We start from the raw sequence: 25,604 nt of genomic DNA, 5'->3' as shown, positions 1-25,604 counted from the left end.
CAGCCTAGCGGCGCCGGGACGCCGTCTGCCCTTCCGGATCGGCGTTTCGCTCGTTCAAACCCAGCCGATGCACGCCGGGCAGCTTCGGCCTGCGGCGTAGGACTAGGCTGGACGCATGGCTCCCGATCAGCTTGATGAGGACGAAAACAATGTGGCGGACATCTCCGCACTGGACATCGCGGACTGGCGATTGCGGACGTTTGCCTTGTACGACGACGTCCGCAAGATCGCGATGGACGATCCCTTCCAGGCCCATGTCTACTGGCGCCAGGAACGGGACCGCATGTTCGGAACCCACCCGGCCTCGGCACTGACTCCCGCCAGCAAGCAGGCTTTCTCGGGCCTGCGCACTGCGGACTACGACTCCCGGTTTCGCCGCTACGCCTCCCTTTCTCCGGAAGGCGCGGGCCAGGAAATGAACGTCGAGACCGGAACCGACGGCGTGGTGCCGTTTGTCCGCCTCGGCACCTTCGACCTCGACGAGCTTGGCTCGCTGGCCGTGTGGCGCCTGCGCAGCTACGGCGGCGGCATCTTCGTGCCCTTCCGCGACGCCACAGCCGGCAAACCCGGCGGAAGCTACGGAGCCGGCCGCTACCTGCTGGATACCATCAAGGGCGCCTTCCATGGCCTTCGCGGATCCGGGCAACAAGAGTTCGTGCTCGACTTCAATTTCGCCTACAACCCGTCCTGCGCCTACAACGAGGCCTGGGCCTGTCCCTTGGCCGGGCCCGCGAATCGCCTGGCCGCGGATGTCCCCGTGGGGGAGCTCTACCTGCCCGTCTAAGCGAGAGCCTCTTCAAGCATTGAGGACGTAGGATGTCTTAATGACTTCCTCACCTGCACGCCGGATCGCCCGGGTCCGCCCGCTCTCCCCCACCTCACCGGACGAACACTTCTTCGTGGCGAACGACGCCGTCGACTTCGCTTCCGCAGAAGGCCGGAGCTGGACCGTGGTGGACAGCCCGTTCCCAGGCTCGCCGGCGAATGGCAGCGGTGCCGGCCGTCCGGGGTGGGTTAGGGGCACCGAAGTTTCCGAGGACGCGTTCACGTTCCTGGCGCCGTCTGTTCCCGCGAACGTCTTCGGCATGGCGCACAACACAGGCCAGCCGGGCCGCGACCTGCCTGCACAGGCGTTCCACAAAGCCGCCACAAGTGTCATCGGACCCGGCGACGCCATCGAACTCGCCTCGGACGTGGGGTACGTGGACCCTGAAGCGGAACTGACCGTCGTCGTCGGACGCAAAGTCCGCGGGCTCACGCTCGATAACGCGCGTGACGCGATCCTCGGGTTCACGATCGGCAACGACGTCTCGGCGCGGGACCTTCAGAAGACCGACGATCTGTGGATCAGCGCGAAAAGCCAGGACACATTCACTCCTGCGGGACCGTGGATCGTCACGGACCTCAATGAAAGCGATCTTTCGATCGGCATAGTGCACAACGGCAGGGAATTGCGCACGGCCAGCACCTCCGACCTCGGATGGAAGGTGGACGAGATCCTTGTCTACCTCACCTCATTCATGACCTTGCACCCCGGCGACCTGGTCCTCACCGGCTTCCCGGCCGAGTGCGCCAGGATCGAGCCGGGGGACATCGTGACCTGCCGCGTTGAGGGCATTGGCGAGCTCAGCAACCCCGTCATAGCAGCATCTTGGGAGAATATTCCCAGCTAGATATGACAGGCTTGAGCCATGGAGCCTTCTGCCGTGCCGGCAACCGAGACGCGGCAGACGTCCCTTTTCAGGCCAACTACAAGCAAGCGCCGCAAGGGCCTGCTGCGCTATCCGGTGGTCAGGCAGCTCATCCGTTTCACCGGCGTCGGAATCATCTGTACTGTCACCTCGCTGGCGTTGTACGCGCTGTTCCGGCCGTGGATCGGACCCCAACCTGCCAACGCCGCAGCACTGATCATCACCTCGCTCATGAACACTGCCCTGAACCGGCGGCTGACCTTCAAGATCAGCGGCAACCGGAAACGAACCCGGGACCACCTGAACGGGCTGATCGTGATCGCCGTGGCGCTGGTCATCACGGGCGGGAGCCTGGGCGTACTGCACGCGTTACGTCCCGAAGCCACCCTCGCCGAGGACCTCTGGACCACCACGCTGTCCGGATTCGTCGCGACGGCCGTGCGCTTCACGATGCTGCGCCACTGGATTTTCCGCCGGGCCCGCCACGTTTGATTGACTGCCGGATTCCCAACTAACTAGCAGTAGGTGTCGTTTTGAAGGCTCAAAACGACAATAAATGCGAGCTAGTTGGGGTGGGACGGTCAGCGGCGACCGAGCCCCTGCACGCTCCCGACGGCGGCAGCCACGGCTTCCGCGGCTTGCTCCAGTTCCGCTGACGTCACCGTGGAGTCGAAGCTGAAGCGGACAGCGGTGTGGGCCACCTCGGGCTCGATTCCCAAGGCCAGCAGGACCGGCGACGGAGCGTCGGATCCTGCAGCGCAGGCCGATCCGCTCGAGCACACCACGCCAAGCCGCTCAAGCTCAAGCAAGACCGACTCCCCACTCGTGCCGGGGAAGCAGAAGGACGCGACCGACGGCAAGCGCTGCGAGGGGTGGCCGGTCAGCATGGCACCGGGCACAGCTTCAAGGACAGTGCGGATGAAGGCATCCCGCAACTCCGAGACACAGCCGGCGAGCTCGGACTGCCCAGCGTGGGCGAGGGTCAGCGCAGTGGCAAGGGCGACGGCACCTGCCACGTTTTCGGTCCCGGAGCGCCTGCCCCGCTCCTGGCCGCCGCCATGGACCAGCGGTTCAAAGCGCAACCGGCCCTTGGCATAGAGCACGCCGCTGCCCTTGGGCGCGCCGAGCTTGTGGCCCGAGATACTCAGGGCGTCTACTCCCAGTTCCTTGACGCCTATGGGTAGCCAGCCCGCGGCCTGGACGGCGTCCGTATGGAACGGCACGCCAAGTTCCGCGGCCACCTCCGCGAGTTGCCGCACGGGTTGCACGGTCCCGATCTCGTTGTTGGCATACATGATGCTGACGAGGGCTGTCGCTGAACTCAGCACAGCCCGGAGCGCCTCGGCCGTCACCACACCGTGCCGGTCCACGGGGACCACGTCCACCTCGAACCCATGGACGCGTTGCAGGTAGAGCGCGGATTCCTCGACAGCGGGGTGCTCTATGGCGCTGATGACAACGCGGTTCAGGGCAGGGTCCGCCGCACGTCTCGCGAGGGCGATTCCTTTCACTGCCAGGTTGTCCGCCTCGGTACCGCCGGAAGTGAAGGTGATCTCGCCGGGCCGGCAGCCCAGAGCCTTCGCTACCGCCGCGCGGGCTCCTGACAACGCGTTAGCAGCTGCTTCGCCGAGGCTGTGATGGCTTGAGGGATTGCCGAACTCCCCCGTCAGATACGGCCACATCGCTTCGAGGACTTCCCTGCGGACGGGCGTCGTCGCCGCGGCGTCGAGGAAGATCATGGCGTCAGCCGAGACCCTGGTACGGGTCCGGTGTGACGTCGAGCGTCACGTCCAGGCCCAGGTCCAGCGCGTTGACGCTGTGCGTGAGTCCGCCGATGGAAATCACATCAACTCCCGCGGCGGCGATGTCCGCCACAGTGTTGACGTTGACGTTGCCGCTCGCCTCGACGACGGCGCGGCCAGCCACCTGCTTCACGCCGGCACGGAGCTCCTCAAGGGAAAAGTTGTCCAGCATGATTGTGTCCACGCCGGCCGCGAGTACGGGTTCGATCTGCTCGGCACTGTCCACTTCCACTTCGAAGTGCGTGGTGTGGCCCAGCTGGGCTTTGGCGGCCTTGAGCAGTGCGGTGAGCTTGGCGGAATCGCCACCGGTCATCACGGCCAAGTGGTTGTCCTTGGCCAGGACGGCATCGGACAGGCTGTAGCGGTGGTTGGCTCCCCCGCCGCAGCGCACGGCGTAGCGTTCCAATACCCGCAGCCCGGGGGTTGTTTTCCGCGTGTCCGTGATGCGGGCCTTTGTGCCGTCGACCAGCTTGACGAACTCCGCCGTCTTGGTGGCAATGGCGCTCATGCGCTGGGCAAGGTTGAGCCCGACGCGTTCGGCAAGCAGCACCGAGCGGGCGCGGCCGCTGACCCGCGCCAAGTGCGTTCCTGCGTCGAACGCTTCACCGTCCGCGAGCAACAGCTCCACTTCGGTGTCGGGGTCGATGAGCAGCATGGCGTCACGGAACACCGTTCCGCCGCTGAACACCCCCGGAACCCGGGCATTGAGCACGGCGGTGGCGCGGGCTTCGGCGGGAATGAGCAGCTGCGAGGTGATGTCGCCGCTCGGCGCGTCCTCCGCGAATGCCCGCTCCAGAATGTCCCGGACGGGTGCTGCGGGGAGGGTCAGGCTAGTCATTGACGAGGCTCGCTTTCCGGCGGATCGTGTATCTCTGAACAATTTCTTCGCGTTGGGTTTCGACGGCGTCACTCCGGTAATGCGCCCCCAGCGACCCCCGCCGCGCCCCCGCAGCCTGCACCAACAGCTGCGCAGCCAGGAGCAAATTAGCATCCTCGTGCACGCGCGGATCCGCAGAGTCAGGCACATTCTCAGGAAGCACGACGTCGGCCCAAGCGCCGAGTGCCTCAGCGGCCTCCCGCAGCAACCCCCCGGTCCGAAGCACCCCGGCCTTAGCAGTCATAAGCCGCCGAAGCGCGGTGCGGCCGAAGGGTTCGGGGACAAGCTCAGGTTGCCACGCGAGTACTCCGGCCGGCTCGGTGGTTCCCGACGGGCCAAGTATGAGTGTGGCGTCGAGCTGCCGTCCAGCGTAGGTGCGCTGAGCGCCGTCGTGCGGTATCCCGGAAGCGTGCGTCAAGGGGAGGCCGCCCGCGGCCGAGACAGCACGCGGAGGGGTGCCGTTCGGCGGCGCCCACCCAAGGAACCCCTCGCCAAGGAACCCCTCAACAGCCCGCCGCCCGAACACGAGCCCTTCGAGCAAGGAGTTGCTGGCCAAACGGTTCGCACCCTGGACCCCGGTGCAAGCAACTTCGCCGGCCGCAAGCAAGCCAGGAACGGAGGTACGGCCGAACAGATCGGTGACAACGCCGCCCATCCAGTAGTGCGCGGCAGGGGCAACCGGAACGGGCTCAAGGGCCCAGTCGATGCCGGCTTCGCGGGTCCGGGCGCTGAGCGTCGGGAAGCGCTTCTCAAGGAAGCCCGCCCCGTTTTTCGCTTCGACGACCCGGGCGTCAAGGAAGACGTGGCCGTTCGGATCACCAAGTGAAGCAAGGTGGAGGGCGATGCTGCGGGAGACGACGTCGCGCGGCGCCAGTTCGGCGTCGGGGTGGTAGCCAGGCATGAACCGCTCGCCGCTCGCATCCACCAGGATGGCGCCTTCGCCGCGGACCGCTTCGGAAATGAGGAGCGGATCGGCGCCGAGGGGAGCCGGTTTTCCGGCAGCGGAGAGGACCATGCTCGTGGGGTGGAACTGGAAGAACTCCAAGTCTGCGAGCTCGGCGCCCGCCCGCCATGCGAGCGCGAGTCCGTCGGCCGTTGCGACCGAGGGGTTGGTGGTCTGGGCAAACAGCTGCCCCGCCCCGCCGGTGGCGAGCAGCACGGCATCGCCGAATACGCTCTCGAGGCGGCCGTTGCGCAGGAATTCAACGCCTGTCACACGCCCCTCGGACTGGATCAGGGAAGTCGCCTGGGCATGTCCCAGCACCTGGATTTTCCCGGCGTCCTGCGCGTCAAGGACCGCCAGGATGAGTGCGTTCGCGACCCCGGCACCGGTGGCGTCTCCGCCGGTGTGCAGGATCCTCGGCGCGGAGTGGGCGGCTTCGAGCCCCAAGGCGGGATCGCCGTCGTCGTCCGCGTCGAAACGGACACCGAAACGCTCAAGCCCCATGATGTCGAGGCGCGCTTCGGTGCACAGCACCCGCACGGCCTCCTCATTGCAGTGGCCCGCGCCGGCTTTGAGGGTGTCCGTGATGTGCGCGGCGACGGTATCGCCGGGGGCGGGCGCGTCCAGCACAGCCGAAATCCCGCCCTGGGCGAAGAAGGTGTTGCTGTCCGCGAGCGCGCCTTTGCTGAGCAGGACGACGTCCGCACCGGCCTCGGCGGCCAGCAACGCGGAGTAGAGGCCGGCGATGCCGCTTCCGACGACGACGAGCCGCCGCCGCGCGTGAGCGCCGGGAATGCGTTCTGCAGTCATGTGAGGCTCGATTCGACTGGTTGGTACGGGGTGTGGCCTAGACCGGCCGTGCTGCGAGCATGCGTTCGAGGGCGATCTTGGCGTTGTCCTTGACGGAGTCGTCCACCGTGATGCGGTTGACCAGGCGGCCTTCCACCAGTTCCTCGAGTACCCAGGCGAGGTAGCCGGGGTGGATGCGGTACATCGTGGAGCAAGGGCAGATCACCGGGTCAAGGCAGAAGATGGTGTGCTGCGGGTTCTCGGCTGCCAAGCGGTTCACCATGTTGATCTCGGTACCGATCGCGAAGGTGGTGGGTTCGGTTGCGGCGGCGATGGCCTTCTTGATGAAGTCGGTGGAGCCTGCGCCGTCTGCCGCGTCGACAACCTCCATGGGGCACTCGGGGTGCACAATGACGGTCACGCCCGGGAATTCGGCGCGGGCCTTCTCGATCTGGCCCACGTTGAAGCGCTTGTGCACGGAGCAGAAGCCGTGCCAGAGGATGACGCGGGAATCCAACAGGGTCTGTTCGTCGTTTCCGCCGAACTCCTTGCGCGGGTTCCACATGGGCATCTGGTCCAGCGGCACGCCGAGGGCCTTGGCGGTGTTGCGGCCCAGGTGCTGGTCGGGAAAGAAGAGGACCCGCTGGCCACGTTCGAATGCCCATTCGAGCACCGTCTTTGCGTTGGAGGACGTGCAGACGATGCCGCCGTTGCGTCCGCAGAAGGCTTTCAATGCGGCCGAGGAATTCATGTAGGTAACCGGGATGACCGGGGCACGGCCTTCGGAATCGGGGGCGGTCCCGAAGAGCTCCTCGAGCTGTTCCCAGCATTCCTCCACCGAGTCCTCGTCCGCCATGTCCGCCATGGAGCAGCCGGCGGCCAGGTTCGGCAGGATCACGGCCTGGTCCTCGCTGGACAGGATGTCGGCAGTCTCGGCCATGAAGTGCACGCCACAGAAGATGATGGCCTCGGCGTCGGGCTTGGTCAGGGCAGCGTTGGCGAGCTGGAAGGAGTCGCCCACGAAATCCGCGTACTGGACAACTTCGTCGCGCTGGTAGAAGTGGCCCAGGATGACGGCCCGGTCCCCTAGCGTCTCCTTGGCGGCGCGGATCCGGACGTCGAGCTCGGCGTCACTGGCCAGCTTGTACTCTTCGGGCAACTGGCCTTGACGGGGCGTGGCCTTCGGGGCGTCGTCGGAGCTGGAAGCGCCGGGACCGTAAGCCGGGATGCCGGCGAGGTCTTCAGCGAGGTCGTACTCCCACGGGCCGCTGGCCAGATCGGGGCTGCACGTTGAGCCGGCCGCGGAACGGCCGCTTTCGGCTTCTTCCCGCGTGATCAGCTGGATAGCTGTGTTGACGCTGCTCATGGTGTACTCCTGTTGTCTGGCCCGAGTCCGGGCGTGCCGGTGAAGCGGTAGAGGCGGGGCGGGCGGTGTTTTCCGCCCTGGAGGTATTCACCGGTTTCCTCGATTTCCGGTGTTCCCTTGATTTGCCGGCGAAAGTTCGCCGGATCCAGCTGGCGGTCCAGGACAGCCTCGTAGACTTCGCGGACCTGTGCCAGGGTGAAGAATTCTCCCAGCAAGTGATAGGCGATGGACCCGTAGGCCATCTTGTTGCGCAGCCGCCACAGGGCGTAGTCCACAATCGCGTTGTGGTCGAAGGCCAATTCCGCGAGCCGGTCTGCCCGGAACCAACGGACATTCTCGGATTCGTCGGCCAGGGCGGCTTCCGTGGGCTGCACCAAGGCCCAGTAGACGATTGAGACGACCCTCTGGGCAGGCGAGCGGTGCACGCCGCCGAAGGCGTAGAGCTGCTCGAGGTATTGGGGAGCCAGCCCCGTGGTCTCGCGCAGGTTCCGGGACGCGGCATCTTGGAGTGATTCGTCGTGCTGCAGCGGGCCTCCGGGCAGTGCCCACATGTCCTTGAAAGGTTCGCGGATGCGGCACACCAGCGGCAGCCACAGCGTGGGGCGGCCGGAGCTTTCACTCGGGCGGAGGGCGAAGATCACCGTTGATATGGCCAACGACGGCGGCGCGAGCCTGCGCTCTGCGACATTGGCGGAGGTGGCGTACACGGTGTTCACCCCGCTTCTTTGCCGTTGGGACCAGAAAGTTAGTTATAGTCAAAATGACTAGAACTAATGGTACGACTGTCAGTGGACAGTGTCCAAATGTTTCAGCCCGCATTCTCCTTGGCCGCAGCTTCCAGGAGGGGCAAGGTGCGCCCTTGGAAATGCGTATTCAGCACTATCACCGACGACGAACGGAGCACGGTCTTGGTGGCGATGAGCTTGTCCAGCACGCGTTGCAGGTCCGAGTTCGACTTACCCACCACGCGCACCATGAGATCCGAACTGCCGGAGACGGTGTGGACCTCAATGAGCTCGGGAATGGCGGCCAGAGCTTCGACGACGGCGTCGTGCCCCAGGTCCTGGTTGATGGTCAGGGAGCAGAAGGCGACCACGGGATAGCCGAAGCCGGAGGGATCGGGCTGCGGAACCCAGGGAGCCACAACCCCGCGCTCGGCCATCCGGTCCAGCCGGGACTGGACGGTGGCGCGGGCGACCTTCAAGACCCTGGATGCCTCGAGTACAGACGCCCGCGGGGAGTCGGTGAAAAATCGGACAATCTTGGCATCCAACTCGTCGACAACCATCAGTTTTTCCTACTTCCGCCCATGAGCTGTACAAATCGGCACTCCATGCCGAGATGTCACACCAGCTTGTAACCATCCTCTCACGAGTGTTTTTCGCCACTTTCGTTCGGAAGCGGTAAATTCGATAAGTCCTACAAGGACCAGCTGACAAACCATCCACAAGAAGGCAAACACGAATGACAACGAAGTCCACCGCTGTTCGACCCTCCATTCCTTCGCAAGGCCTCGGCCACTCGATGAAGCCGCGCCAGCTCACCATGATGGGCCTGGGCAGCGCGATCGGAGCGGGACTCTTTCTGGGATCGGGTGCCGGAATCCACGCGGCCGGCCCGGCAGTACTCATCTCCTACCTCGTGGCGGGCACCCTGATCATCGTGGTGATGTGGGCGCTGGGCGAGATGGCAGCCGCCAACCCCAACAGCGGCGCCTTCTCGGTCTACGCGGAGAAGGCCATGGGCAAGACGGCCGGATCCACGGTTGGCTGGCTTTGGTGGCTGCAGCTGGTAGTGGTCATCGCCGCGGAGGCACTCGGCGCCGCAGGGCTGCTGTTCTCCGTCTGGCCGGTCATTCCTGTGTGGGCTCTGGCCCTGGTGTTCATGGTGGCCTTTACCGCGATCAACCTCGCCGGAGTCCGGAACTTCGGTGAGTTCGAATTCTGGTTCGCCATCCTGAAGGTCGCGGCCATTGTCGCCTTCCTCGTCATCGGCGCGGCCTTGCTGTTCGGCTGGTTGCCCGGCGTAGCTTCCCCCGGCCTCGGAAACCTGACCGGCAATTTTGCACCGTCCGGATGGTCTGGAATTGCAGCGGCGCTCTTCGTCGTGATTTTCGCCTTCGGCGGCACCGAAATCGTGAGCGTGGCTGCTGCGGAGACGCAAAACCCCGCACACAGCGTCGGTAAAGCCATCCGCACGGTGGTGTGGCGCATCCTGGTTTTCTACATCGGTTCGGTCTTCGTCATTGCAGCAGTGCTGCCCTCCGACTCCGAAGGCTTGAAGTCGCCGTTCGCCGGTGTCCTCAACCTTGCCGGTATCCCGGGAGCCGGCACAGCCATCACCCTCGTTGCCGTCGTGGCCCTGCTTTCCGCACTCAACGCCAACCTCTACGGCGCCTCGCGCATGGTCTTTTCCCTGTCTGAGCGCGGCGAAGCGCCGGCTTTCCTGTCGCGACTGCGCGGCGCCCAGGTGCCCATGGCCGCCGTCGGGGTTTCCGTTGCTTTCGGTTTCATCGCCACTGTCCTGGAACTGCTCTTCCCCGACCATGTGCTTCCCGCCTTGCTCAACCTCGTAGGCTCCACTTGCCTCGTGGTCTGGGGAACGGCACTCGTGTCCCAGTTCATCCTGCGCCGCCGCGCCGACCGCGAAGGAACCGAACTGCCGCTTCGCATGAAGGGATTCCCCTTCCTCACGGTATTCGGCCTGGCGCTGCTTGCCCTGATCTTCGTGGTGGGCTTCTCGAATGCCGAGAGCGCAGGCCAGCTGATCGGCACGTTCCTGTTGATCGCGTGCATCGCCGTGGCCTGCAGGATCGGCGCGAAGGTCAAGTCCGCACGAGGCGCCTAAACAAACCCAACTGTCCCCACCGCCACCCTCGCCTCGCAAGCTCGGCCAGGGAACCCTGGCGGCGTGGGCCCCAGCAGTTGTTGTCGTTTTGAGCCCTCATAACGACAACAACTGCGAGTCACTTGGGAGGTGCACAAACTGCTAGGTATTTCCACAAGAAGACTGGCAGTCCATGGCAGTTTGACTAGGTCTAAATAGGCGGATTGCCTATGATCCAAACAGTGACTACGGTCACGTCCATGGACTCACTTCTTCCCGCCGTGGCCGCAGCCGACGCCGCGCCCCTGTCCCCCGGACAGCTCAGGGAGCTCTATTCCCTGATGGCCGCCGTCCGATACCTGGATACCTCGGCCGTCGCCTGGCAGCGCCAGGGAATCATCCCCGGCTACGCTCCGGAACTCGGCCAGGAAGCCGCCCAGGTCGGCAGCGCCTACGCCCTCGACACTGCACGCGACTTCGCCTTTCCGACGTACCGCGAAATGGGCGTCGCCAGGACCATGGGCGTGGACATGGTGGCGTACATGTCCACCCACAAGGCAACGTGGCATGGCGGCATGTACGATCCCCTGGCAAGCCGCCTCGCGCCCATCCAGGCCGTCGTGGCAGGCTCAGTGCTCCATGCCGTCGGCTGGGCCCACGGCCAGACCCTGAGCGGTGGGCAAGGAGTGGCCCTCAGCTACTTCGGCGACGGCGCTTCCTCCCAAGGGGACGTGCACGAAGCCATGAACTTTGCCGCCGTGATGAAAGCACCTGTCGTCTTCTTCGTCCAGAACAACGGCTGGGCGATTTCCGTGCCCACAGAGCGGCAGGTGGCCGGCGGCTCGGTAGCCGCACGAGCCGCGGGCTATGGGATCCCGGGCATTCAGGTAGACGGCAACGATGTGGTCGCCGTGTATGAGGCCACCCGCAACGCCTTCGCCCACTGCCGCGCAGGAAACGGTCCGGTTGTTGTCGAGGCGATGACCTACCGCCGCGGGCCGCATTCCACGGCCGACGACCCCGGCCGGTACCGGAGCCTCGACGACGAGCGCATCGACGCCGGCGAGGACCCGCTGGAACGCCTCCGCGAGCGTTTGCTTGCCGAAGGCGTAGCCGACGAGGCATTCTTCACCGCTGCCGACCTGGCAGCCTGGGCAGAGGAAGAAGGCATCCGCACCGGAATCGAAGCCCTCGGCCCCCGGCCCGGCAACGAAATGTTCGATTTCGTCTTCCAGGAAACCACCCCCGCCCTTGAAAACCAGGCCACCCGTTGGCGCGAGGAGTCCGAACATGTCTGAGAGCACCACCGCCATTCTTGAAGCCGGGGCACGGAACGAACAATCCGTAAAGCTTTCCATGCAGCAGGCCCTCAACCGCGCGTTGGACGAAATCCTCTCCACGGATCCAAAGACGGTGGTCTTCGGGGAGGACTGCGGCCAGTTGGGCGGAGTCTTCCGCATCACCGACGGACTGCAGGCCAAGCACGGAGAATCCCGGGTCTTTGACACCCCGCTCGCAGAATCGGGCATCCTGGGCATGTCAGTGGGTCTGGCCATGGCCGGCTTCCACCCGATTCCGGAAGTACAGTTCGATGGCTTCGCGTATCCCGCGATCAACCAGATCGTGTGCCAGATCGCCCGGATGAACTACCGGAGCCGCGGCACCTTGCCGATGCCGATCACGCTCCGGGTGCCCAGCTTCGGCGGTATCCGCGCCCCCGAACACCACGGCGAAAGCCTCGAGGCACTCTTCGCGCACGTTCCAGGGCTCAAGGTTGTTTCGCCGTCGGACCCGCGCGATGCCTACCACCTGCTCAAGTACGCGGCTTCGCGGCCTGACCCGGTGATCTTCATGGAACCGAAGTCCCGGTACTGGCAAAAGGGCGACGTCGACACAGCCGACGGCGGTACCCTCACCGGCGCCCGCATTGTCCGGCCGGGCCGCCACCTGACCCTCGTGGCCTGGGGTGCCATGGTGGCCAGGTGCCTGCAGGTTGCCGAACTCGCCGCGGAGGACGGAATCGACGTCGAGGTCCTTGATCTGCGCTGGCTCAAGCCGATCGACGCCGAAGCGCTGGCGACTTCCGTCGGAAAGACGCGGCGCGCCGTCGTCGTGCATGAAGCCCCGCTGACCTCCGGGCTGGGGGCCGAAGTGGCCCAACTCATCACGCAAAGCTGCTTCGACACGCTCAAGGCGCCCGTCGAACGGGTCACCGGCTTCGACGTGCCGTATCCCTCCGGCGACCTGGAGGACGAATACATTCCGAACATTGACCGCATCCTCCTGGGGATCCAACGAGTACTGGAGTATCGACGTGGCTGAAATCAGCTTCCCCCTGCCCGATCTTGGCGAAGGCCTCATCGAGGCGACTGTGTTGGACTGGCTCGTCTCCCCCGGCGACCAGGTGGAACGGAACCAGCCGCTCGTGGAGCTGGAGACGAGTAAATCCGCCCTCGAGTTGCCGAGTCCGCAGGCGGGTAAAGTGATCCGTATCCACGGCGCGCCGGGCGAGACCATCAACGTCGGTGAGCCGCTGGTGGTGTTCGAGGTGCCGGACAATACTGCCGGCATCGTGGGCACCGTTCCCAAGGATGACGCACCGAAGCGCCGGGTCCGCCTGAGCGCTGTACTTGATGAGGACTGACACCATGAGCGGCAGGCACACGGAAGAGCACATCCACACGGTGGAGGGAACAGATCCGCATCTGTTCGTGGAAGTCCATGAGCCTGCCGAAGGCACCGACGCGGGGCTGCGCCCTGTCCTGCTGCTGCACGGCTTCTCTTCGTCCACCAAACTCAATTGGGGCGACACCGGCTGGATTTCCACGCTCAAGTCCGCAGGCCGGCGTGTCATCACGGTGGATCTTCCAGGACATGGCCAGAGCAGTTCGCCGGAGGACCTGGACTCCTACTCCCCGAGCCGGATCCGTGCGGACCTGCTCCAGATAGTCGCCGACGCCGGTGCGCGCCCTGTGCGCGCCGGTGACCCTACCAGCGGGCTCGACGTCATCGGCTATTCTTTGGGCTCCCGGCTCGCCTGGGAATTCGGGGCAACCCAGCCCGAACTCGTCCACCGGCTGGTGTTGGGCGGCCCGAACAAGGAAGACCCCCTGGCGTCCTTCGATCTCGCTGCAGCACAGCGCTACCTCGCGGACGGCACGCCCATCGAAGACGAGTCCACCGCAGGGTTGCTCAAGATGGCACAGCTCTTGCCGAGCAACGATCTTTTTGCGCTCTTGTCTCTCATCGAGGCCATCAAGGGCGAACCATTCGATCCTGCCGAAGCCGTGCCCCATATGCCGATGCTCCTGGTGGCCGGAGAGAAGGACGAGCGCGCCGTCACCATGCCGGAGCTCGCTTCGATCGCTGCCCACGCCGGCGGCATGGTTGAACAGTTGCTCGTCCCGGGGCGGAACCACAGCAACGCGGTGACCAGCCGGGTTTTCAAGGACGCTGCGCTGGCGTTCCTCGGCGTCTAAGTGGTGGCCGAGCGGCGGCGTTAGCCCGCCAGCCGCTCCGCGTTGAGCGTCATACGCTCCAGCACGCTGACGGCCATGGCGTATTCGTCGATACCGATCCCCATCGAGAGGTCCCGGCGGGAGTCTTCAACGAGCCTTTGGGCTTCCTCGTGTTTTGCGTGGCCCAGTTCGCTGAGGCTGATGCGATCGTCCACCATGATGATCATGCCGCGGCCTACGAGCGCGGCGAGTTCACTTTCGCGACGTCGCGTGTCGCCGCCCCAAAAAGGGCTGAGTATTCCGTCAAGATCCTCGGGGCCGAGGGGTGTCTCGGCCAGGACATTGAGGGTCTGCCACTGCCTCCGGCTGAGTTTCAACCTCGCCAAAGTGCTGTCCAGATGTGCCTCCAATGCGGCATCCAGCCGTTTGGTCCAGTAACCGATGGGCTTGTTCACATGGCCCATCGTGGCAGCGCAGAGCGGTCCCGGCAAGAAAGGTAGGCTTGATTCAGCGCTGGATTACGTGGAAGTGAGACGGATGGGCATGCGCTTCAAAGACCGTGCGGACGCCGGACGCCGCGTCGCAGCAGGGCTTCCGCAGCTCCGGCAACGGCCGGACACCATCTTGTTGGGCCTCGCCCGCGGTGGGGTCCCCGTGGCGGCCGCTGCCGCCGTCGAGCTCTACCAGCCTTACGGCGCCATTCTGGTGCGCAAACTCGGCATTCCGGGGCGTGAAGAAACAGCGTTCGGCGCCCTGGCCTGGTCCAACGGCAGGATCGTCCGCATACTCAACCGGCCCCTCGCCGAACGCATGCTGCGGCACGGAATCACGCAGGCTTCTCTTGATGCGGTGGAGGTACGCGAGCGGGGAGAACTCCTGCGGCGCGTGAAGACCTATCCGGGTATCCGCTTCGATCTCTCGGGCAAGACCGTGGTCCTTGTCGACGACGGACTCGCCACGGGCGCAACGATGCGTGCGGCCGTCGAGGCCGTCCGCGCGGGTGGGGCCGCGACTGTAGTGGCCGCCGTCCCCGTGTCATCCCTCGAAGCCCAAGCGTCCATCAGCCGGGTGTGCGATTTCATGATGTGCCTGCACACGCCGGGCAAGTTCCACGCCGTGGGCGCCTTCTACGAGCACTTCGAACAACTGACCGATGACGACGCGGTGCGGCTTTTGGAGCAGGCGGGGTAGTTCCCAAGCCGCTTGTCCGATCCCACCTAGCTCACTTGCATGCGCCGCCGTACATCGGCACGGATACATTGGATGTCGCCCCTGCCACGGGGTCGCTGACCCTTATAACAACGCAGGCGGGTCCACGGACAAGAATCATGCCCGGAAACTCTGTTCTGCGGCTCTGGCACCCTTTGACGGAATAGGATCGGTGAAGAACCACGTCCCCCTCCCGCAAGGAAGGATTGGTTCCCCAATCCTTGCTGGAGACAACCATCAGAGCAGCGTCGTCCGGCCCTTCAATGCTCACAACGCGCTCACCGATGCCCGGCTCCAGGGTCAGAGGCGCTTTCCATCCGCCGTATTGAATGCCCGCGATGGTGACCGCAAAGCCGCTTAGATTGTCCTTGATCGGCCACCCATAACCCGGCGGGCTGCCGGACCAAGATCTCGCCGATACTCCTAGCGCTCGGGGCGTGTCTGGTGCAGGAGGTTCCGGCTCGTGATCCGCGTCTGCGCTAAACGCATCGGGACAGTCGAGGTTCGACGCCAATGTGAGCGTCTTAGGCGAAGCTTCCGTCGGTGGCGATGTGTTTGAGCCCTCGCACGCGGAGAGCCCCAACATCGCGGATAGCGCGAGCATCATCCCTTGACCCGATTTCACGCGATTTATCTCCCTCATCGGCGGGCGGCGAACGGTCTCTACATCAAGATCAGCACACCGGTCGCTGCGCCCGCAATGCCTTCGACATTTGAAACGGTGACCTGGGTTCAGTCCTTCCGCTCGAGGAACTCCCGCACCCGGGCGCGGGCCGGCTCGCGGTCGTAGCTGTTGACGAGGGCGGCTGCCATGCGGACAGGGTCACCGAAGAAGAAGTACTCATACAGGGCCTGGCGCCCGGCGAACGCTGAAATGCTGGCATCGAAAGCGAGCTTGAAGAGGCGCACGCGCTCCGGCCCGGTCAGCGTCTTCGCCTGCAGGTAGAGCTCGATGTCCGGCAGTGCCTCACTGGCCACGTCTGCTTCACCCGGCAAAGCCATGAGTCCGGACGCCGAGAACTTCCGGATGATGGCCGGGAAACGCTGGGCAACCTTGGGGTACCAGTTGCGTGCCGCATTCAGGGTGGGCCAGTGGGGCAAGAACACGCCGTCCGGGCTTGGAGCCGCCTGGGCTTCCGCCGCCACCATGAGGGCTTTGCCGATTTCAACGGTTTCAATCAGCTCCGCGAGGTCTTCCTGGATGTGCTGGAAACCGTCAATCCCGATCGACGCCGCAATCTCCGAGGCCAGGCCAAGGAAGAACTCGCTCTTCGCGATGGTCCGTGTGACCACCTGGTGGGTCATGAGGGCCCCGGCGCCGGTCTCGGAGTAGAAGGCATTGCACAGTTCAGGATGGCCGAGCATGAAGATGCGCTCGTTGGGAACGAATACATGGTCGAAAACGACGACGGCGTCCATCTCCTCGAAGCGGCTGGCGAGCGGCTCGTCGTGGGTGCCTCCGCCGTTGTAGAGCGAGGTCCGGCATAGGTAGCGCATGCCGGGCGCATCATTCGGAAGGGCGAACGCGTAGGAGTACGGAGCATCTTCCGGCGTCGAGCGCAGGAGCGTCGACGGGAACACGAGAAGCTCGTCCGCGATCGGTGCGATCGTGGCGAGCATGCGCGCGCCGTGGACCACGATTCCGTCTTCGCGTTCTTCCACGACCCTCGCCGAGAGTTGGCCGCCGAGCTGTTCGGAACCTGACACCGAACGGTTAACCTGCGGGGGGATCAGTGTGTGCGTAGCCAGGAGATCGTTCTCGCGGCAATGCTCGTAGTATTTGCGGATGTTTTCGCCGAACATCGGATCGGCCTGGGCAAACCATTTTTCTGCGGCCGCGAGCGCCGTGAGGGCACCGTTCATGTAGTCACCCGTGCGGCCCAGGAATCCAAGGGAGTACTCGGCCCAGGTGCGGATGGCCGCACGCCGATGTTCGAGGTCTTCTTTGCTGCGCGGTACCAGGAACGAGGCACTTACCCGGTCACCCGTCGTCGGGGACTCGTAGGTGAGGGCGTCCGCATACTTCGGATCATGCTGCATGTCGAAGAGCTTCGCGTACGTGCGGGCCACGTTCCTGAAGGACGGGTGGTCGGCGATCTTCTCGGTGACGATTTCGCCGTCGATCAGGACGTGGGGGTTCATCGAGTTGAGCTTGTCCAGGTACTGCTGTCCGGTCCGGATTCCCATGGTTGTCTCCAATGATGGTTGAGCTGAAACGGCATTGCGTGGTGGATGCGACGTCGACGGGCGCCGCGGCAACTACAGAAGATCCTCCATTCCCAATTGGCTTTCCGGGATGGTGGTGAAGGAGCTGTTGGCGAAGGCGAGCGCGTCGCCGCTGCGGTAGTTGAAGTCCACCACTTCACCCAGGTAGAGGGTGTGGTCGCCGCCGTCGTAGGCCGCCCACGGCGTGCATTCGAAATAGGCGAGGACGTTGGATAGCCGGGGCGCAGTGTCGCCTTCGACCCACCGGGGCTCGGGTCCGGGACGGCCCGCGAAATGCAGGGCGAGCTGCTTCTGTTCGGCGCCCAGGATATTGACGCTGAAGGGGCGCCCGGCGAGCTCGTCGTGGGCTTTGGTGTTGCGGGCAATGCTGACCAGGACCAGGGGCGGTTCCATGGACACAGACGTGAAGGAATTGACGGTGATGCCATGCCGCTTGGTGGCGCCGTCGAACGTCACGATGGCAACGCCAGTGGCAAAGCGGCCCAGGCTGCCGCGGAAATGATGTGCCCGCGGCCGCGAAGTGCGGCCCAGGGGTCCCTGCTCCGCGTTCTGGCTGGACTTGGCAATCATCGTCGATTCCTGCTTGGAGATTGTTCCATGTGTGAATTTGTTCTATATTTGAACAACAAATTCTCATACAGAACCATAGTCTTTTGTGTGCCACAGCACAAGACGGCGGGTCAGCCGCGTTAGACCCCAACATAGGATGGAGCGCATGATGTCTCCCAGCGCCGCGAAAAGTCTGCAGGAAACGACGGCGACGGTCTCGCCCTCGCAGACCCTCTCCCGCGGAATCCAAGCCTTGGAAATCCTGGCGGCTGCCGAGCGCCCCCTGACCATTGCAGAACTCGCCGGTGCCCTGGGCGTTCATCGCTCGGTGGCTTACCGGATCCTTCGCACGCTCGAGGATCATTCCTTGCTGGTGCGCGACGACGCCGGACGTGTTCAGCCCGGTCCGGGCCTTGCGGTGCTGGCCCGGGGAGTCTCCCGCGACCTCCAGACAGCCGCCCTCCCGGAGCTGACCCAGCTTGCCAACACCCTGAACATGACGGCCTTCGTGGCGGTCTGGGACCATCAGGACTGCGTCACACTGGTCACCGTCGAGCCCCGACACTCGGCCGCGACCCTGGCACAGCATCCTGGCACGCGCCATCCCGTGAACACCGGGGCACCTGGAATCGCGATCCAGTCCACCATGAGCGAGGAAGATTGGGCCGCCCGCGCCCCGGGCCTGCCGTATCGCCCGGAAGCGGCCGAAGCGCGGCGACTCGGCTACTCGGCAAGCCACGACGAAGTCATCGCGGGCCTGTCATCCTTGGCCGCTCCCATCCAGGTGCCCGGAGGGCGGCCCGCGGCGATCGCCGTCGTCTACATCCGCCGCGAACAGGACCAGGCCGCCGTCGGGGAAGCACTGGCAGCGAGCGCGGCCCGTATAGAGTCCCAACTGGCGTAAGGACCCTGCGTTTCACCCTTGATGCGTGCAGTCGTCCTGCTTCTTCCAACGCTCGCTCACTTTTAAGGCCAAAACCGGGAACGCTCTTTCAGATGATCTGAGCGAGGGTTACCAAAAAGTGGCCCATAAGTGAGCGAGCGTTGTTATTGTTGGGTGCTTGGCCTGCGCCGGAGGACCAGTCCTGCAACGATGCCGAGCACCAGAAGTGCACCCGAAGCGGCCGTGGACACCACAAATGCCGCCGCGGGACCTTGGGTTTGGGCCAACTGGCCGGCAAGGTAGGCGCCCAACGCCGTGCCCGCGACGATGCCGCTAGCCAGGGCGGTCATCACGGTGGCCATACGACCGGCCGGCGCCACGACTCCCCCGATGCTGAAGACCGTCACCATCACGGGTCCCACGGGAATTCCGAGCACCAAAAGAACGATGACCATCGCCCAGATCCCGGCCGGAAGGAACAACAGGAGAGAAAACGCCGCCATCGCTGCCGCGGCGAGCACCCAACGGATCGCAAGCCCGAAGCGCTGCGGCCAATAGGCAACAGACAGCGCAGCGACGGCCGAGCTCAGGCCCATGACGGAATACATCAGCCCCGCAATTTCCGCCGTGGCGAACTGGGCGGAGAAAGCGCTCAACGCATTCTGCGTCGCACCAAAGAATGTTCCCATGCAGACCATGGCCAGCACCGGAACAGCGACCTTCAGCCAGGCCAACGATCGGACACTTGACTTCTGCTCCGCAGGGACGCTCCCGACGCCGGTGCGCGCCTTGCGCTTAGCCGGCACCACAGCCAATTGTGAAGGATGCACCGCGAAAGCCGGGACGAGGGTGGCCGTAAGGACGGCCGCCAACGCGAGCGGAAGCCAAGGGGCTACGAGGCTCGCGAGAATTCCGACCAGCGCGGGACCGAGGACGAACGTGACTTCGTCCGCGGTTCCCTCGTATGACAACGCGGTATCAAGGTCTGCGCGGCAGGACGCCACACTTCCAGTAGCGGCGGCATTTTCCCCGGCGCCGGGCTTCGAATTCCGGGTGTTCAGGTTCCGGGTAGTCAGGGCCATCCAACGGACACGGGCCATGGGCCCCACCTGCGGGCAACTCGCTCCGGCGAGGAAAGCCGTCACCAAAATGGCGATCGCGTCCGTGGGGGCGTTGAAATCGGGAGTCAGGTACGCGGCAACGAGCAATGCTATGACGGTCACTGCGTTGACAGCCGCGGCTACGAGCAGGACAGGGCGCTGGCCTGAACGGTCAGCGAGCGAGCCGAGTACCGGCGCTCCCAAGGCCGATCCGATGCCGACGGCTCCGGCAGCGAGGCCGCCGATGGCATAAGAATGGCTCACAGCTGTGACCAGGGTGAGGGTGCCGACGGTCAGCATGGCGAGGGGCAGCCTCGCGAAGAGTCCCAGCGGCAGGAAGTTGCGGCCGGCGAGCTCGGGCAAGCGGGCGAAGCGTCCAGGTAGACGCGAACGGCGTGGCGCGGCCGACGGGGGCGCAGAAGGAAATGAAGGGGCAGCCTGGAGCGCGGTGTTCGCCGCGGAGTTCTGTGGGGAGGAGTTCATGATTCCGGGTTCGCTGAATGGTGCGCATCGTCCCTCCTCCCGATGCGCGCAACCCGGTGTAACCCTCCAAGTCTACCGGACGGGCCGCCCTAGGCTGCCGCGGCGTCGACGATTCGCACGGTGGAGCCGTTCCGGTTCTTGATTACCTGCAGCTGGCTGCTGATTCTCTGCTTCATCTCTGCAACGTGGCTGACCAGCCCCACTACCCTGCCGCCGTCGCGCAGTCCCTCCAGTGCATCCATGACCTGCTCGAGGGATTGCTCGTCAAGGCTCCCGAAGCCCTCATCCACGAACAAGGTTTCGATGTCTACACCGCCCGCCTCCTGTTGAACCACATCCGCGAGCCCCAGGGCCAACGCGAGCGAAGCCATGAACGACTCCCCTCCGGACAGTGTGGCAGTGTCCCGCCGCTGGCCTGTCCACTCATCCACGACTTCCAGGCCCAAGCCGGATTTCGCGCCCCGGGCTGCCTTGGCGTCCGTGTGCTCCAGCGTGTACCGGCCATCGCTCATGGCGATAAGCCGCTCCGACGCCGCTGCCGCGACTTGTTCGAGCCGGGCAGCCAGGACATAGCTGTTGAGGCTCATCTTGTAGCCGTTATCGCCTGCCCCTCTGGCAGTTTCGGCGAGCTCGTTGAGTACCCGGGCGCGTTCGCGGGGGCCGCGCCCGGAGGCCGCAGCTTCTTCGTACTGCGAGCGGATCACAGCCAGGCTGGTCACCGTCCGGGCAGCGAGTCCCGCAGCAAGATCCAGGCGGCGGGCCGTTTCTCCAGCCTGTCCGGCCTCCTGTTCGAGGGCGGCGAGCCCGACGGCGGTCAGGGGCACCTCCCCGATCTGCACTTCCTTGGCAGCGAGCACAAGATCCTCGGACTCAAAGAGTTCCGCGAGCCGGGCGCTCTCGGTCTCCGCGGACCTGATCGTTTCGTCGAGCCGGGCGGCGATCTGCTCGTCGAGGATTTCGAGCCGCGCAGCCTCCGCGGTGTCGAATCCGTGCGCTGAAAGGGCGCTTTCCAAGGCCGTGGACGCATCGTCCAAAGCCTCCCGGGCACGTTCCAGCTGCACGCCTGCAGCCACAGCGGACTGCAGTAGCTCGCGGTGCCTGGTCAGGGCCTCAATCCGGCCGTGCAGCGTGTCGAAGCCATCACGCAGCCCGCGAAGCAAGGTCTCCAGGGACTCACGTTGTTCGCCTAGCAGGACCATGGTGGACCCGGCCTGCGCCGCAGCAGTGTCCTCCTGAAGTTGTTCTTCCTCCAAGCGGGCAATTCGCTCCGTCATGCGGGCGAGGTCTGCCTTGCCCCGTTTGAGCCCGTCGACGGCGGAACGCGCCGAGGCCAGGGCGTCTTTGGCCAAGGCCTCCGCCGAAGCGGCTTCCTTTGGATCGATGTTTCCGCCCTGGGCGGCGAGCACGGCAACTTCCTGCTCGGCCGACGCTAGCTCGCCTGCCGCTTGGAGAAGTTCATGCTCGCTCTCGTCATAGCGTTCGTGGGCGGATTGCTCTTCCTCGGCAAGGGCCAGGGCGGTTAACCCGGCTGGCGCCGGAGAAGGGTGCTCGGAGCTTCCGCAGACAGGGCATGCTTCGCCGTCATGCAGCTTTGCGGCGAGCTCGGCGGCGGCATTGGCCAAGCGGGTTTCTCGGAGATCCAGCCAGAGTTGTCGGAGGTCCTGGGAAAGCGCCCGGGCAAAGGCGTGGCGCTTCACTGCCGCGGACAGGGAATCAAGGGCGCCTGCGTAGCGGGCTACGGTCATGACGGCGTTCCGCGCTGCCGCGGCTCCGCTTTCGCGGAGGGGCAGCTCCAAAGCCGCCACTTCCAGCGGGCCCAGCTCGCCTTCCAAGGCAACCGCCTCCGAGCGAAGCCCGGCCAAAGCAAGGGACCGCGCCGCTTTGGCCGACTCCCGCTGCCGTGCAGCGAGGTCGAGCGCATCAAGCCTTGCGGTGATGTCCTCGAGCTTTTGTTCGTCCCCGGCCCTGGCCTCCACAACAGCCATCGTCTCGTGAATCCTGGCCAGCGAGGTGCCAGGGTCGCTCACGTCAAGAGAGGCGGCAAGCAGCTTCGCCGTCGCCGACTCCGCCTTCGAGCCCGCCAGGTCGAGGGCCATCGCGGCGCGATCTACGGCGTCGAGCTGTCCGCCGAGGACGGCGGCTTTCCGGTGGCGTCCAAGTCGCTCGCGGAATTCCTGCACTTCTGCCGCCCGTGCGGAGAGCGATTCGTGCCGGCGCGCGGCGGCGTCGAGCTTCGCGTGCCGTTGAACCCGTTCCCGAGCAGAGTTGAGCTTGTCGGCCAACTGAAGCCGGACGGCATCCGCGGAGCCGGCAGCTTGCTGCCGCTCAAGAGATTCGGCCCGGGCCCGGGCCTCGAGCTTCCCGAGCGAAAGTTCAGGCGTGGACTCACTGGATCCGGAGTCATCGAGATCCGGGTCGGCTGCCTCTTCGATGCCCAGCTGCGCGTACTCCGCCTCCGCCCGCTGCACGAGCAACTGAAGTGCGTTCTGGTTGTCCTGCACTTTTGCGCGCGCGGCGTTTGCTTGGAGTGCCAACTGCTGCTCGATCGCTTCAAAACGCTGGGTTCCGAAGAGCTTCTGCAGAAGATCCAGCCGGTCGGACGCCTTGGAACGCAGGAAAGCCGCGAAGTCTCCCTGCGGGAGCATGACCACTCTGGTGAACTGTTCCCGGTCCATCCCCAGGACGTCACCGATTTCCATGCCGGCTTCGTCGTTGCGGGAGGTCTTTTCTTCCCACGAGCCATTGACCCGTTCGCGCAGAAGCGTTTTGGCCTGCTGGGTGGTGAAGCCCTTGCGCCCACGGGCACTTGGCCTGTCCCACGCCGGGGAGCGGGTGACCTCGAAGCGCCTTCCGCGCGCCGAGAATTCGCAGACGACCCGCGGCTCCGCTGCCGGTTCCGCGTGGTCGCTCCGCAAGCGTTTTCCGTCCTGGCGGGCTCCCGGCACCGAGCCATACAGCGCAAAGCAGATAGCGTCGAGCACACTCGTCTTTCCCGCGCCGGTGGCACCGTTCAAGAGGAACAGTCCCTGGGCCCCCAGCTGATCGAAATCGATCGATTGAACTCCGGCAAACGGCCCGAAAGCCTCAATTTCAAGGCGGTGGATCCTCACAGCTCTGCCCCTTCCAACCGGACCGCTTCCAAGGCTTCACGAAGGGCGGAAAGTTCAGCCTCGTCAGCCGGCCTTCCACGCACATGGTCAAGGAAGCCGCAGCAAACACCCAGATCGTCCTCGGCCTCTGCGAGCCTGCTGCTATAGCTGGCTTTGACCTTTCCCGCGGCGTCTTCAGGATCAAAGCCCAGCACCAGTGTGTCCGGGAACCGGGCACGCAGCTGTTCCATGGCCTGCGCCGGCCGCGCGGAGTCCGTGAGGGTGACCTGGCAATACGCAGTCTCGGCCCAGGAATACTCCCCTGATTCCAAAAGCTCAGCGAGCCTCCCGCGGAGAATCGCCAGCTCCCGTGGTGCTTTCCACAGAATTTCCTCGACGCCCTCAACACCGTCGTCGCCGACGTCAATCAGCCATGCACCCTTGCGATGCTTGGCCTCGGAGAACGAATAGGCCAGCGGCGAACCCGAATACCGGACGTGCTCCGAAAGTTCCTGCCTCCCGTGCAGATGTCCAAGTGCCGTGTAGCCGAAGCCATCGAAGAGATCCAGGGGCACTGCCCCTAAACCTCCGATGCTCAAATCGCGTTCGCTGTCCGAGGTGATGCCGCCGCTCGCGAAGGTGTGTGCCAGCACAACGGAGTGCACCGGTCCGGTCTCGCTTCTCCGGGCAATATCCTCACGGATGAGCTGCACCGCGGCCTGCGTGACGTCAAAGTGGCTCGCAGTTTGGGTACCGAGCCGTTCGGCGACAAGCCTCGGTTCAAGGTACGGAATACCGTAGACGGCAAGCACCGGGGCGCCCGTCCGGGCTGCACGGTCATTGCTATCCAGTGGAAACAGGACAGGGGAATCGAGATCCTCTACGCGGGTCCGCAGATGGACTCCCCCGCGCTCCAGCAGGCGTGAAGCGAAACCAAGGCGGATCGCGGAATCGTGGTTGCCGCTTGTCAGCACCACTTTGGCTCCAGCGTCCGTAATCCGCACGAGGGCGTCGTCAAGAAGCTTCACGACATCCAGGCCGGGAAGGGCTCGGTCGTAGACGTCCCCCGCGATCAGGACGACGTCCACCGACTGTTCCCGGATGACCGCCAGCAATTGCTCAATGAAGTTGCGCTGGGCGTCAAGCATCCCCACGCCATGGAACGAGCGTCCCAGATGCCAATCCGAAGTGTGCAAAAGCCTCATGTTTTCAAGCTAACTGGAGGCACGGACATTATTGGCGCGGCGCGGCGGCACCGGCCGTAACAGGGCCTTCCGGACAGCTGAATTCCTGCGTCAGCCCCGCTTGCCGTCGAAGAAGTCACGGGCGGGGTCGACGTCGGGCTTCACTTCGGCGGGAGCCGCGGCGGGCGCCGCAGCCGGCGTGGAAACCTCGGCCGCACCTTCCGGGACAGCCGCTTCAGCGTCGTCGTCGGACTTTTCGTCCCAGCCGTCGGCCGGCAAGGGTTCTTCGACCTCTGCCACGACTGCCGGAGCAGTTTCGCCGAAACCACGGAAGATGAGGCCTGCGATCGCCGCGCCCACCAGCGGCGCGACCCAGAAGAGCCAGAGCTGCTCCACTGCCCAGCTGGAGCTGAAGATGGCGGACGCAGTGGCACGGGCCGGGTTGAAGGCAAGGTTGCCGGTGGATTGGCCCAACTGGAGCAGGACTGCGACGGTCAGGCCGACGGCGAACGGTGCCGCGATCTTGCTGGGATTGCGCCGGGCGGTGACGCCGAGGAAGACACCCACGAGGAGCGCAGCGCCGAGGACCTCAATGAGCATCACGCCGGTCACGGGAACCTGGAAGCTCGAATGCGTACCGAAGCCGGAGGTTGCCGTGTCAAAGACGGTGCGGCTGTCAGTGATCCCGGGGACCGTTCGCACGACGGCGAAAATCGCCAGTGCGCCCAGCAAACCGCCCACAATCTGGGCCCCAAGGTACGCGGCCCCATCCACAAGCTTCATCCGGCCGGCAACCAAGTGACCAACCGTGATGGCCGGGTTGAAGTGTCCGCCCGACAGGTACCCGAAGGCAAGCATCGCAGCCGTAACGGTCAGGCCACTGGCCAGCGACGCCGGCATCGGAACCGCCTGGGGGTTGATGAAGATCAGCACACCCAGGCCAATAACCACAAGGAACAGCGTCCCCAGAGCTTCAGCGGAAGCCCGGGCAAGGAGCCCGGTACCGCGGGAGGAGGGAGTGGACACAGTTGTAGTCATCTCGAGGGATTCCTTAGTTCGAAGTTCGGGTGGTCTGTTACGGAGGCGAACGCTCCAGGCACGGCGACAAGAAAGCCATGCAGCGGACCGC

23 protein-coding genes are annotated in these 25,604 nt (G+C 64.9%); 10 read left to right on the top strand and 13 right to left on the bottom strand.

All coding sequences use genetic code 11. The features are described 5' to 3' along the window. Positions 1–115 precede the first annotated feature (115 nt). From ABD742_RS06965 to ABD742_RS06955, 3 genes are read left to right on the top strand one after another with little or no spacing between them, the layout of a single operon-like run. A complete protein-coding gene (locus ABD742_RS06965; RefSeq protein ID WP_234747697.1) occupies positions 116–784 on the top strand; it encodes a DUF1684 domain-containing protein in 669 nt (222 codons plus the stop codon). A gap of 40 nt (positions 785–824) precedes the next feature. Then, complete coding sequence (locus ABD742_RS06960; protein ID WP_234747699.1) at positions 825–1,673, top strand: fumarylacetoacetate hydrolase family protein; 849 nt, start codon at positions 825–827, stop codon at positions 1,671–1,673. 18 nt (positions 1,674–1,691) lie between these two features. Then, positions 1,692–2,183, top strand: a complete 492-nt coding sequence (locus ABD742_RS06955; RefSeq protein WP_234747701.1) for a GtrA family protein — start codon at positions 1,692–1,694, stop codon at positions 2,181–2,183. A gap of 89 nt (positions 2,184–2,272) precedes the next feature. Here ABD742_RS06955 and ABD742_RS06950 read toward each other — a convergent pair whose 3' ends face one another. From ABD742_RS06950 to ABD742_RS06925, 6 genes are all read right to left on the bottom strand, one after another. Beyond that, a complete protein-coding gene (locus tag ABD742_RS06950) occupies positions 2,273–3,430 on the bottom strand; it encodes a cysteine desulfurase family protein (protein WP_234747703.1) in 1,158 nt (385 codons plus the stop codon). Between the two features lie 4 nt (positions 3,431–3,434). Then, entirely contained in the window at positions 3,435–4,331 is an 897-nt protein-coding gene (nadC, locus tag ABD742_RS06945) for a carboxylating nicotinate-nucleotide diphosphorylase (protein ID WP_234747706.1), read from the bottom strand. After that, entirely contained in the window at positions 4,324–6,123 is a 1,800-nt protein-coding gene (locus ABD742_RS06940) for an L-aspartate oxidase (RefSeq protein ID WP_234747711.1), read from the bottom strand. The genes nadC and ABD742_RS06940 overlap by 8 nt, the downstream gene beginning before the upstream one ends. A gap of 37 nt (positions 6,124–6,160) precedes the next feature. After that, on the bottom strand, positions 6,161–7,468 hold the full coding sequence (gene nadA, locus ABD742_RS06935; protein ID WP_234747714.1) for a quinolinate synthase NadA: 1,308 nt from the start codon (positions 7,466–7,468) through the stop codon (positions 6,161–6,163). Continuing rightward, entirely contained in the window at positions 7,465–8,175 is a 711-nt protein-coding gene (locus ABD742_RS06930) for an NUDIX hydrolase (RefSeq protein ID WP_234748619.1), read from the bottom strand. Before ABD742_RS06930 ends, nadA begins: the two co-directional genes overlap by 4 nt. A gap of 101 nt (positions 8,176–8,276) precedes the next feature. Beyond that, a complete protein-coding gene (locus tag ABD742_RS06925) occupies positions 8,277–8,756 on the bottom strand; it encodes an Lrp/AsnC family transcriptional regulator (protein ID WP_234747717.1) in 480 nt (159 codons plus the stop codon). Between the two features lie 176 nt (positions 8,757–8,932). Between ABD742_RS06925 and ABD742_RS06920 the strand changes: the two genes are divergently transcribed. From ABD742_RS06920 to ABD742_RS06900, 5 genes are all read left to right on the top strand, one after another. Then, on the top strand, positions 8,933–10,315 hold the full coding sequence (locus tag ABD742_RS06920) for an amino acid permease (protein ID WP_234747720.1): 1,383 nt from the start codon (positions 8,933–8,935) through the stop codon (positions 10,313–10,315). Positions 10,316–10,554: 239 nt separating this feature from the next. After that, the gene (locus tag ABD742_RS06915; RefSeq protein WP_234747722.1) at positions 10,555–11,592 is read left to right on the top strand and encodes a thiamine pyrophosphate-dependent enzyme; all 1,038 of its coding nucleotides are present in this window, start codon (positions 10,555–10,557) and stop codon (positions 11,590–11,592) included. Further along, on the top strand, positions 11,585–12,616 hold the full coding sequence (locus tag ABD742_RS06910; RefSeq protein WP_234747725.1) for an alpha-ketoacid dehydrogenase subunit beta: 1,032 nt from the start codon (positions 11,585–11,587) through the stop codon (positions 12,614–12,616). Before ABD742_RS06915 ends, ABD742_RS06910 begins: the two co-directional genes overlap by 8 nt. Next, the gene (locus ABD742_RS06905; protein WP_234747729.1) at positions 12,609–12,938 is read left to right on the top strand and encodes a biotin/lipoyl-containing protein; all 330 of its coding nucleotides are present in this window, start codon (positions 12,609–12,611) and stop codon (positions 12,936–12,938) included. Before ABD742_RS06910 ends, ABD742_RS06905 begins: the two co-directional genes overlap by 8 nt. A gap of 4 nt (positions 12,939–12,942) precedes the next feature. Continuing rightward, positions 12,943–13,773, top strand: coding sequence for an alpha/beta fold hydrolase (locus ABD742_RS06900; RefSeq protein WP_234747732.1), 831 nt, complete (start codon positions 12,943–12,945; stop codon positions 13,771–13,773). Between the two features lie 20 nt (positions 13,774–13,793). On the opposite strand, the gene ABD742_RS06895 is transcribed toward ABD742_RS06900, so the two are convergent. After that, entirely contained in the window at positions 13,794–14,207 is a 414-nt protein-coding gene (locus ABD742_RS06895) for a MarR family transcriptional regulator (RefSeq protein WP_234747735.1), read from the bottom strand. Positions 14,208–14,289: 82 nt separating this feature from the next. On the opposite strand from ABD742_RS06895, the gene ABD742_RS06890 reads away from it, so the two are divergent. Continuing rightward, a complete protein-coding gene (locus tag ABD742_RS06890; protein ID WP_234748620.1) occupies positions 14,290–14,943 on the top strand; it encodes a phosphoribosyltransferase in 654 nt (217 codons plus the stop codon). 750 nt (positions 14,944–15,693) lie between these two features. On the opposite strand, the gene hpaB is transcribed toward ABD742_RS06890, so the two are convergent. Both hpaB and ABD742_RS06880 read right to left on the bottom strand, forming a co-directional pair. Next, positions 15,694–17,148 (bottom strand): 4-hydroxyphenylacetate 3-monooxygenase, oxygenase component, encoded by a 1,455-nt coding sequence (hpaB, locus tag ABD742_RS06885; protein ID WP_234747745.1) that lies wholly within the window; start codon positions 17,146–17,148, stop codon positions 15,694–15,696. 72 nt (positions 17,149–17,220) lie between these two features. Beyond that, entirely contained in the window at positions 17,221–17,757 is a 537-nt protein-coding gene (locus tag ABD742_RS06880) for a flavin reductase family protein (RefSeq protein WP_234747748.1), read from the bottom strand. Between the two features lie 148 nt (positions 17,758–17,905). On the opposite strand from ABD742_RS06880, the gene ABD742_RS06875 reads away from it, so the two are divergent. Continuing rightward, positions 17,906–18,640: an IclR family transcriptional regulator gene (locus tag ABD742_RS06875; protein ID WP_234748621.1), complete on the top strand. Its 735-nt coding sequence runs from the start codon at positions 17,906–17,908 to the stop codon at positions 18,638–18,640. A 143-nt stretch (positions 18,641–18,783) separates the two neighbouring features. Here ABD742_RS06875 and ABD742_RS06870 read toward each other — a convergent pair whose 3' ends face one another. The 4 genes from ABD742_RS06870 to ABD742_RS06855 form a co-directional block, all read right to left on the bottom strand. Next, a complete protein-coding gene (locus ABD742_RS06870; protein ID WP_234747751.1) occupies positions 18,784–20,202 on the bottom strand; it encodes an MFS transporter in 1,419 nt (472 codons plus the stop codon). Positions 20,203–20,291: 89 nt separating this feature from the next. After that, on the bottom strand, positions 20,292–23,312 hold the full coding sequence (locus ABD742_RS06865; RefSeq protein ID WP_234747754.1) for an AAA family ATPase: 3,021 nt from the start codon (positions 23,310–23,312) through the stop codon (positions 20,292–20,294). Beyond that, positions 23,309–24,496, bottom strand: a complete 1,188-nt coding sequence (locus ABD742_RS06860; RefSeq protein WP_234747756.1) for an exonuclease SbcCD subunit D — start codon at positions 24,494–24,496, stop codon at positions 23,309–23,311. Before ABD742_RS06860 ends, ABD742_RS06865 begins: the two co-directional genes overlap by 4 nt. A 90-nt stretch (positions 24,497–24,586) precedes the next feature. Next, complete coding sequence (locus tag ABD742_RS06855) at positions 24,587–25,513, bottom strand: MIP/aquaporin family protein (protein ID WP_234747759.1); 927 nt, start codon at positions 25,511–25,513, stop codon at positions 24,587–24,589. Positions 25,514–25,604 lie beyond the last annotated feature (91 nt).

The sequence above is a fragment of the Arthrobacter ramosus genome, assembly GCF_039535095.1.
Classification (GTDB): domain Bacteria; phylum Actinomycetota; class Actinomycetes; order Actinomycetales; family Micrococcaceae; genus Arthrobacter; species Arthrobacter ramosus.
The sequence above is the reverse complement of the archived record's forward strand: the minus strand, read 5'-3'. Positions and strand labels throughout refer to the sequence as shown.

What these genes read in the sequence shown, in the direction of transcription:
- ABD742_RS06855 (WP_234747759.1), bottom strand. Translation starts at nt 25,513, where the DNA reads ATGACTACAACTGTGTCCACTCCCTCCTCCCGCGGTACCGGGCTCCTT.
- ABD742_RS06870 (WP_234747751.1), bottom strand. Translation starts at nt 20,202, where the DNA reads ATGAACTCCTCCCCACAGAACTCCGCGGCGAACACCGCGCTCCAGGCT.
- ABD742_RS06965 (WP_234747697.1), top strand. Translation starts at nt 116, where the DNA reads ATGGCTCCCGATCAGCTTGATGAGGACGAAAACAATGTGGCGGACATC.
- ABD742_RS06875 (WP_234748621.1), top strand. Translation starts at nt 17,906, where the DNA reads ATGTCTCCCAGCGCCGCGAAAAGTCTGCAGGAAACGACGGCGACGGTC.
- nadA (WP_234747714.1), bottom strand. Translation starts at nt 7,468, where the DNA reads ATGAGCAGCGTCAACACAGCTATCCAGCTGATCACGCGGGAAGAAGCC.
- ABD742_RS06950 (WP_234747703.1), bottom strand. Translation starts at nt 3,430, where the DNA reads ATGATCTTCCTCGACGCCGCGGCGACGACGCCCGTCCGCAGGGAAGTC.
- ABD742_RS06910 (WP_234747725.1), top strand. Translation starts at nt 11,585, where the DNA reads ATGTCTGAGAGCACCACCGCCATTCTTGAAGCCGGGGCACGGAACGAA.
- ABD742_RS06940 (WP_234747711.1), bottom strand. Translation starts at nt 6,123, where the DNA reads ATGACTGCAGAACGCATTCCCGGCGCTCACGCGCGGCGGCGGCTCGTC.
- ABD742_RS06900 (WP_234747732.1), top strand. Translation starts at nt 12,943, where the DNA reads ATGAGCGGCAGGCACACGGAAGAGCACATCCACACGGTGGAGGGAACA.
- ABD742_RS06920 (WP_234747720.1), top strand. Translation starts at nt 8,933, where the DNA reads ATGACAACGAAGTCCACCGCTGTTCGACCCTCCATTCCTTCGCAAGGC.
- ABD742_RS06890 (WP_234748620.1), top strand. Translation starts at nt 14,290, where the DNA reads ATGGGCATGCGCTTCAAAGACCGTGCGGACGCCGGACGCCGCGTCGCA.
- ABD742_RS06955 (WP_234747701.1), top strand. Translation starts at nt 1,692, where the DNA reads ATGGAGCCTTCTGCCGTGCCGGCAACCGAGACGCGGCAGACGTCCCTT.
- ABD742_RS06880 (WP_234747748.1), bottom strand. Translation starts at nt 17,757, where the DNA reads ATGATTGCCAAGTCCAGCCAGAACGCGGAGCAGGGACCCCTGGGCCGC.
- nadC (WP_234747706.1), bottom strand. Translation starts at nt 4,331, where the DNA reads ATGACTAGCCTGACCCTCCCCGCAGCACCCGTCCGGGACATTCTGGAG.
- hpaB (WP_234747745.1), bottom strand. Translation starts at nt 17,148, where the DNA reads ATGGGAATCCGGACCGGACAGCAGTACCTGGACAAGCTCAACTCGATG.
- ABD742_RS06915 (WP_234747722.1), top strand. Translation starts at nt 10,555, where the DNA reads ATGGACTCACTTCTTCCCGCCGTGGCCGCAGCCGACGCCGCGCCCCTG.
- ABD742_RS06925 (WP_234747717.1), bottom strand. Translation starts at nt 8,756, where the DNA reads ATGGTTGTCGACGAGTTGGATGCCAAGATTGTCCGATTTTTCACCGAC.
- ABD742_RS06860 (WP_234747756.1), bottom strand. Translation starts at nt 24,496, where the DNA reads ATGAGGCTTTTGCACACTTCGGATTGGCATCTGGGACGCTCGTTCCAT.
- ABD742_RS06960 (WP_234747699.1), top strand. Translation starts at nt 825, where the DNA reads ATGACTTCCTCACCTGCACGCCGGATCGCCCGGGTCCGCCCGCTCTCC.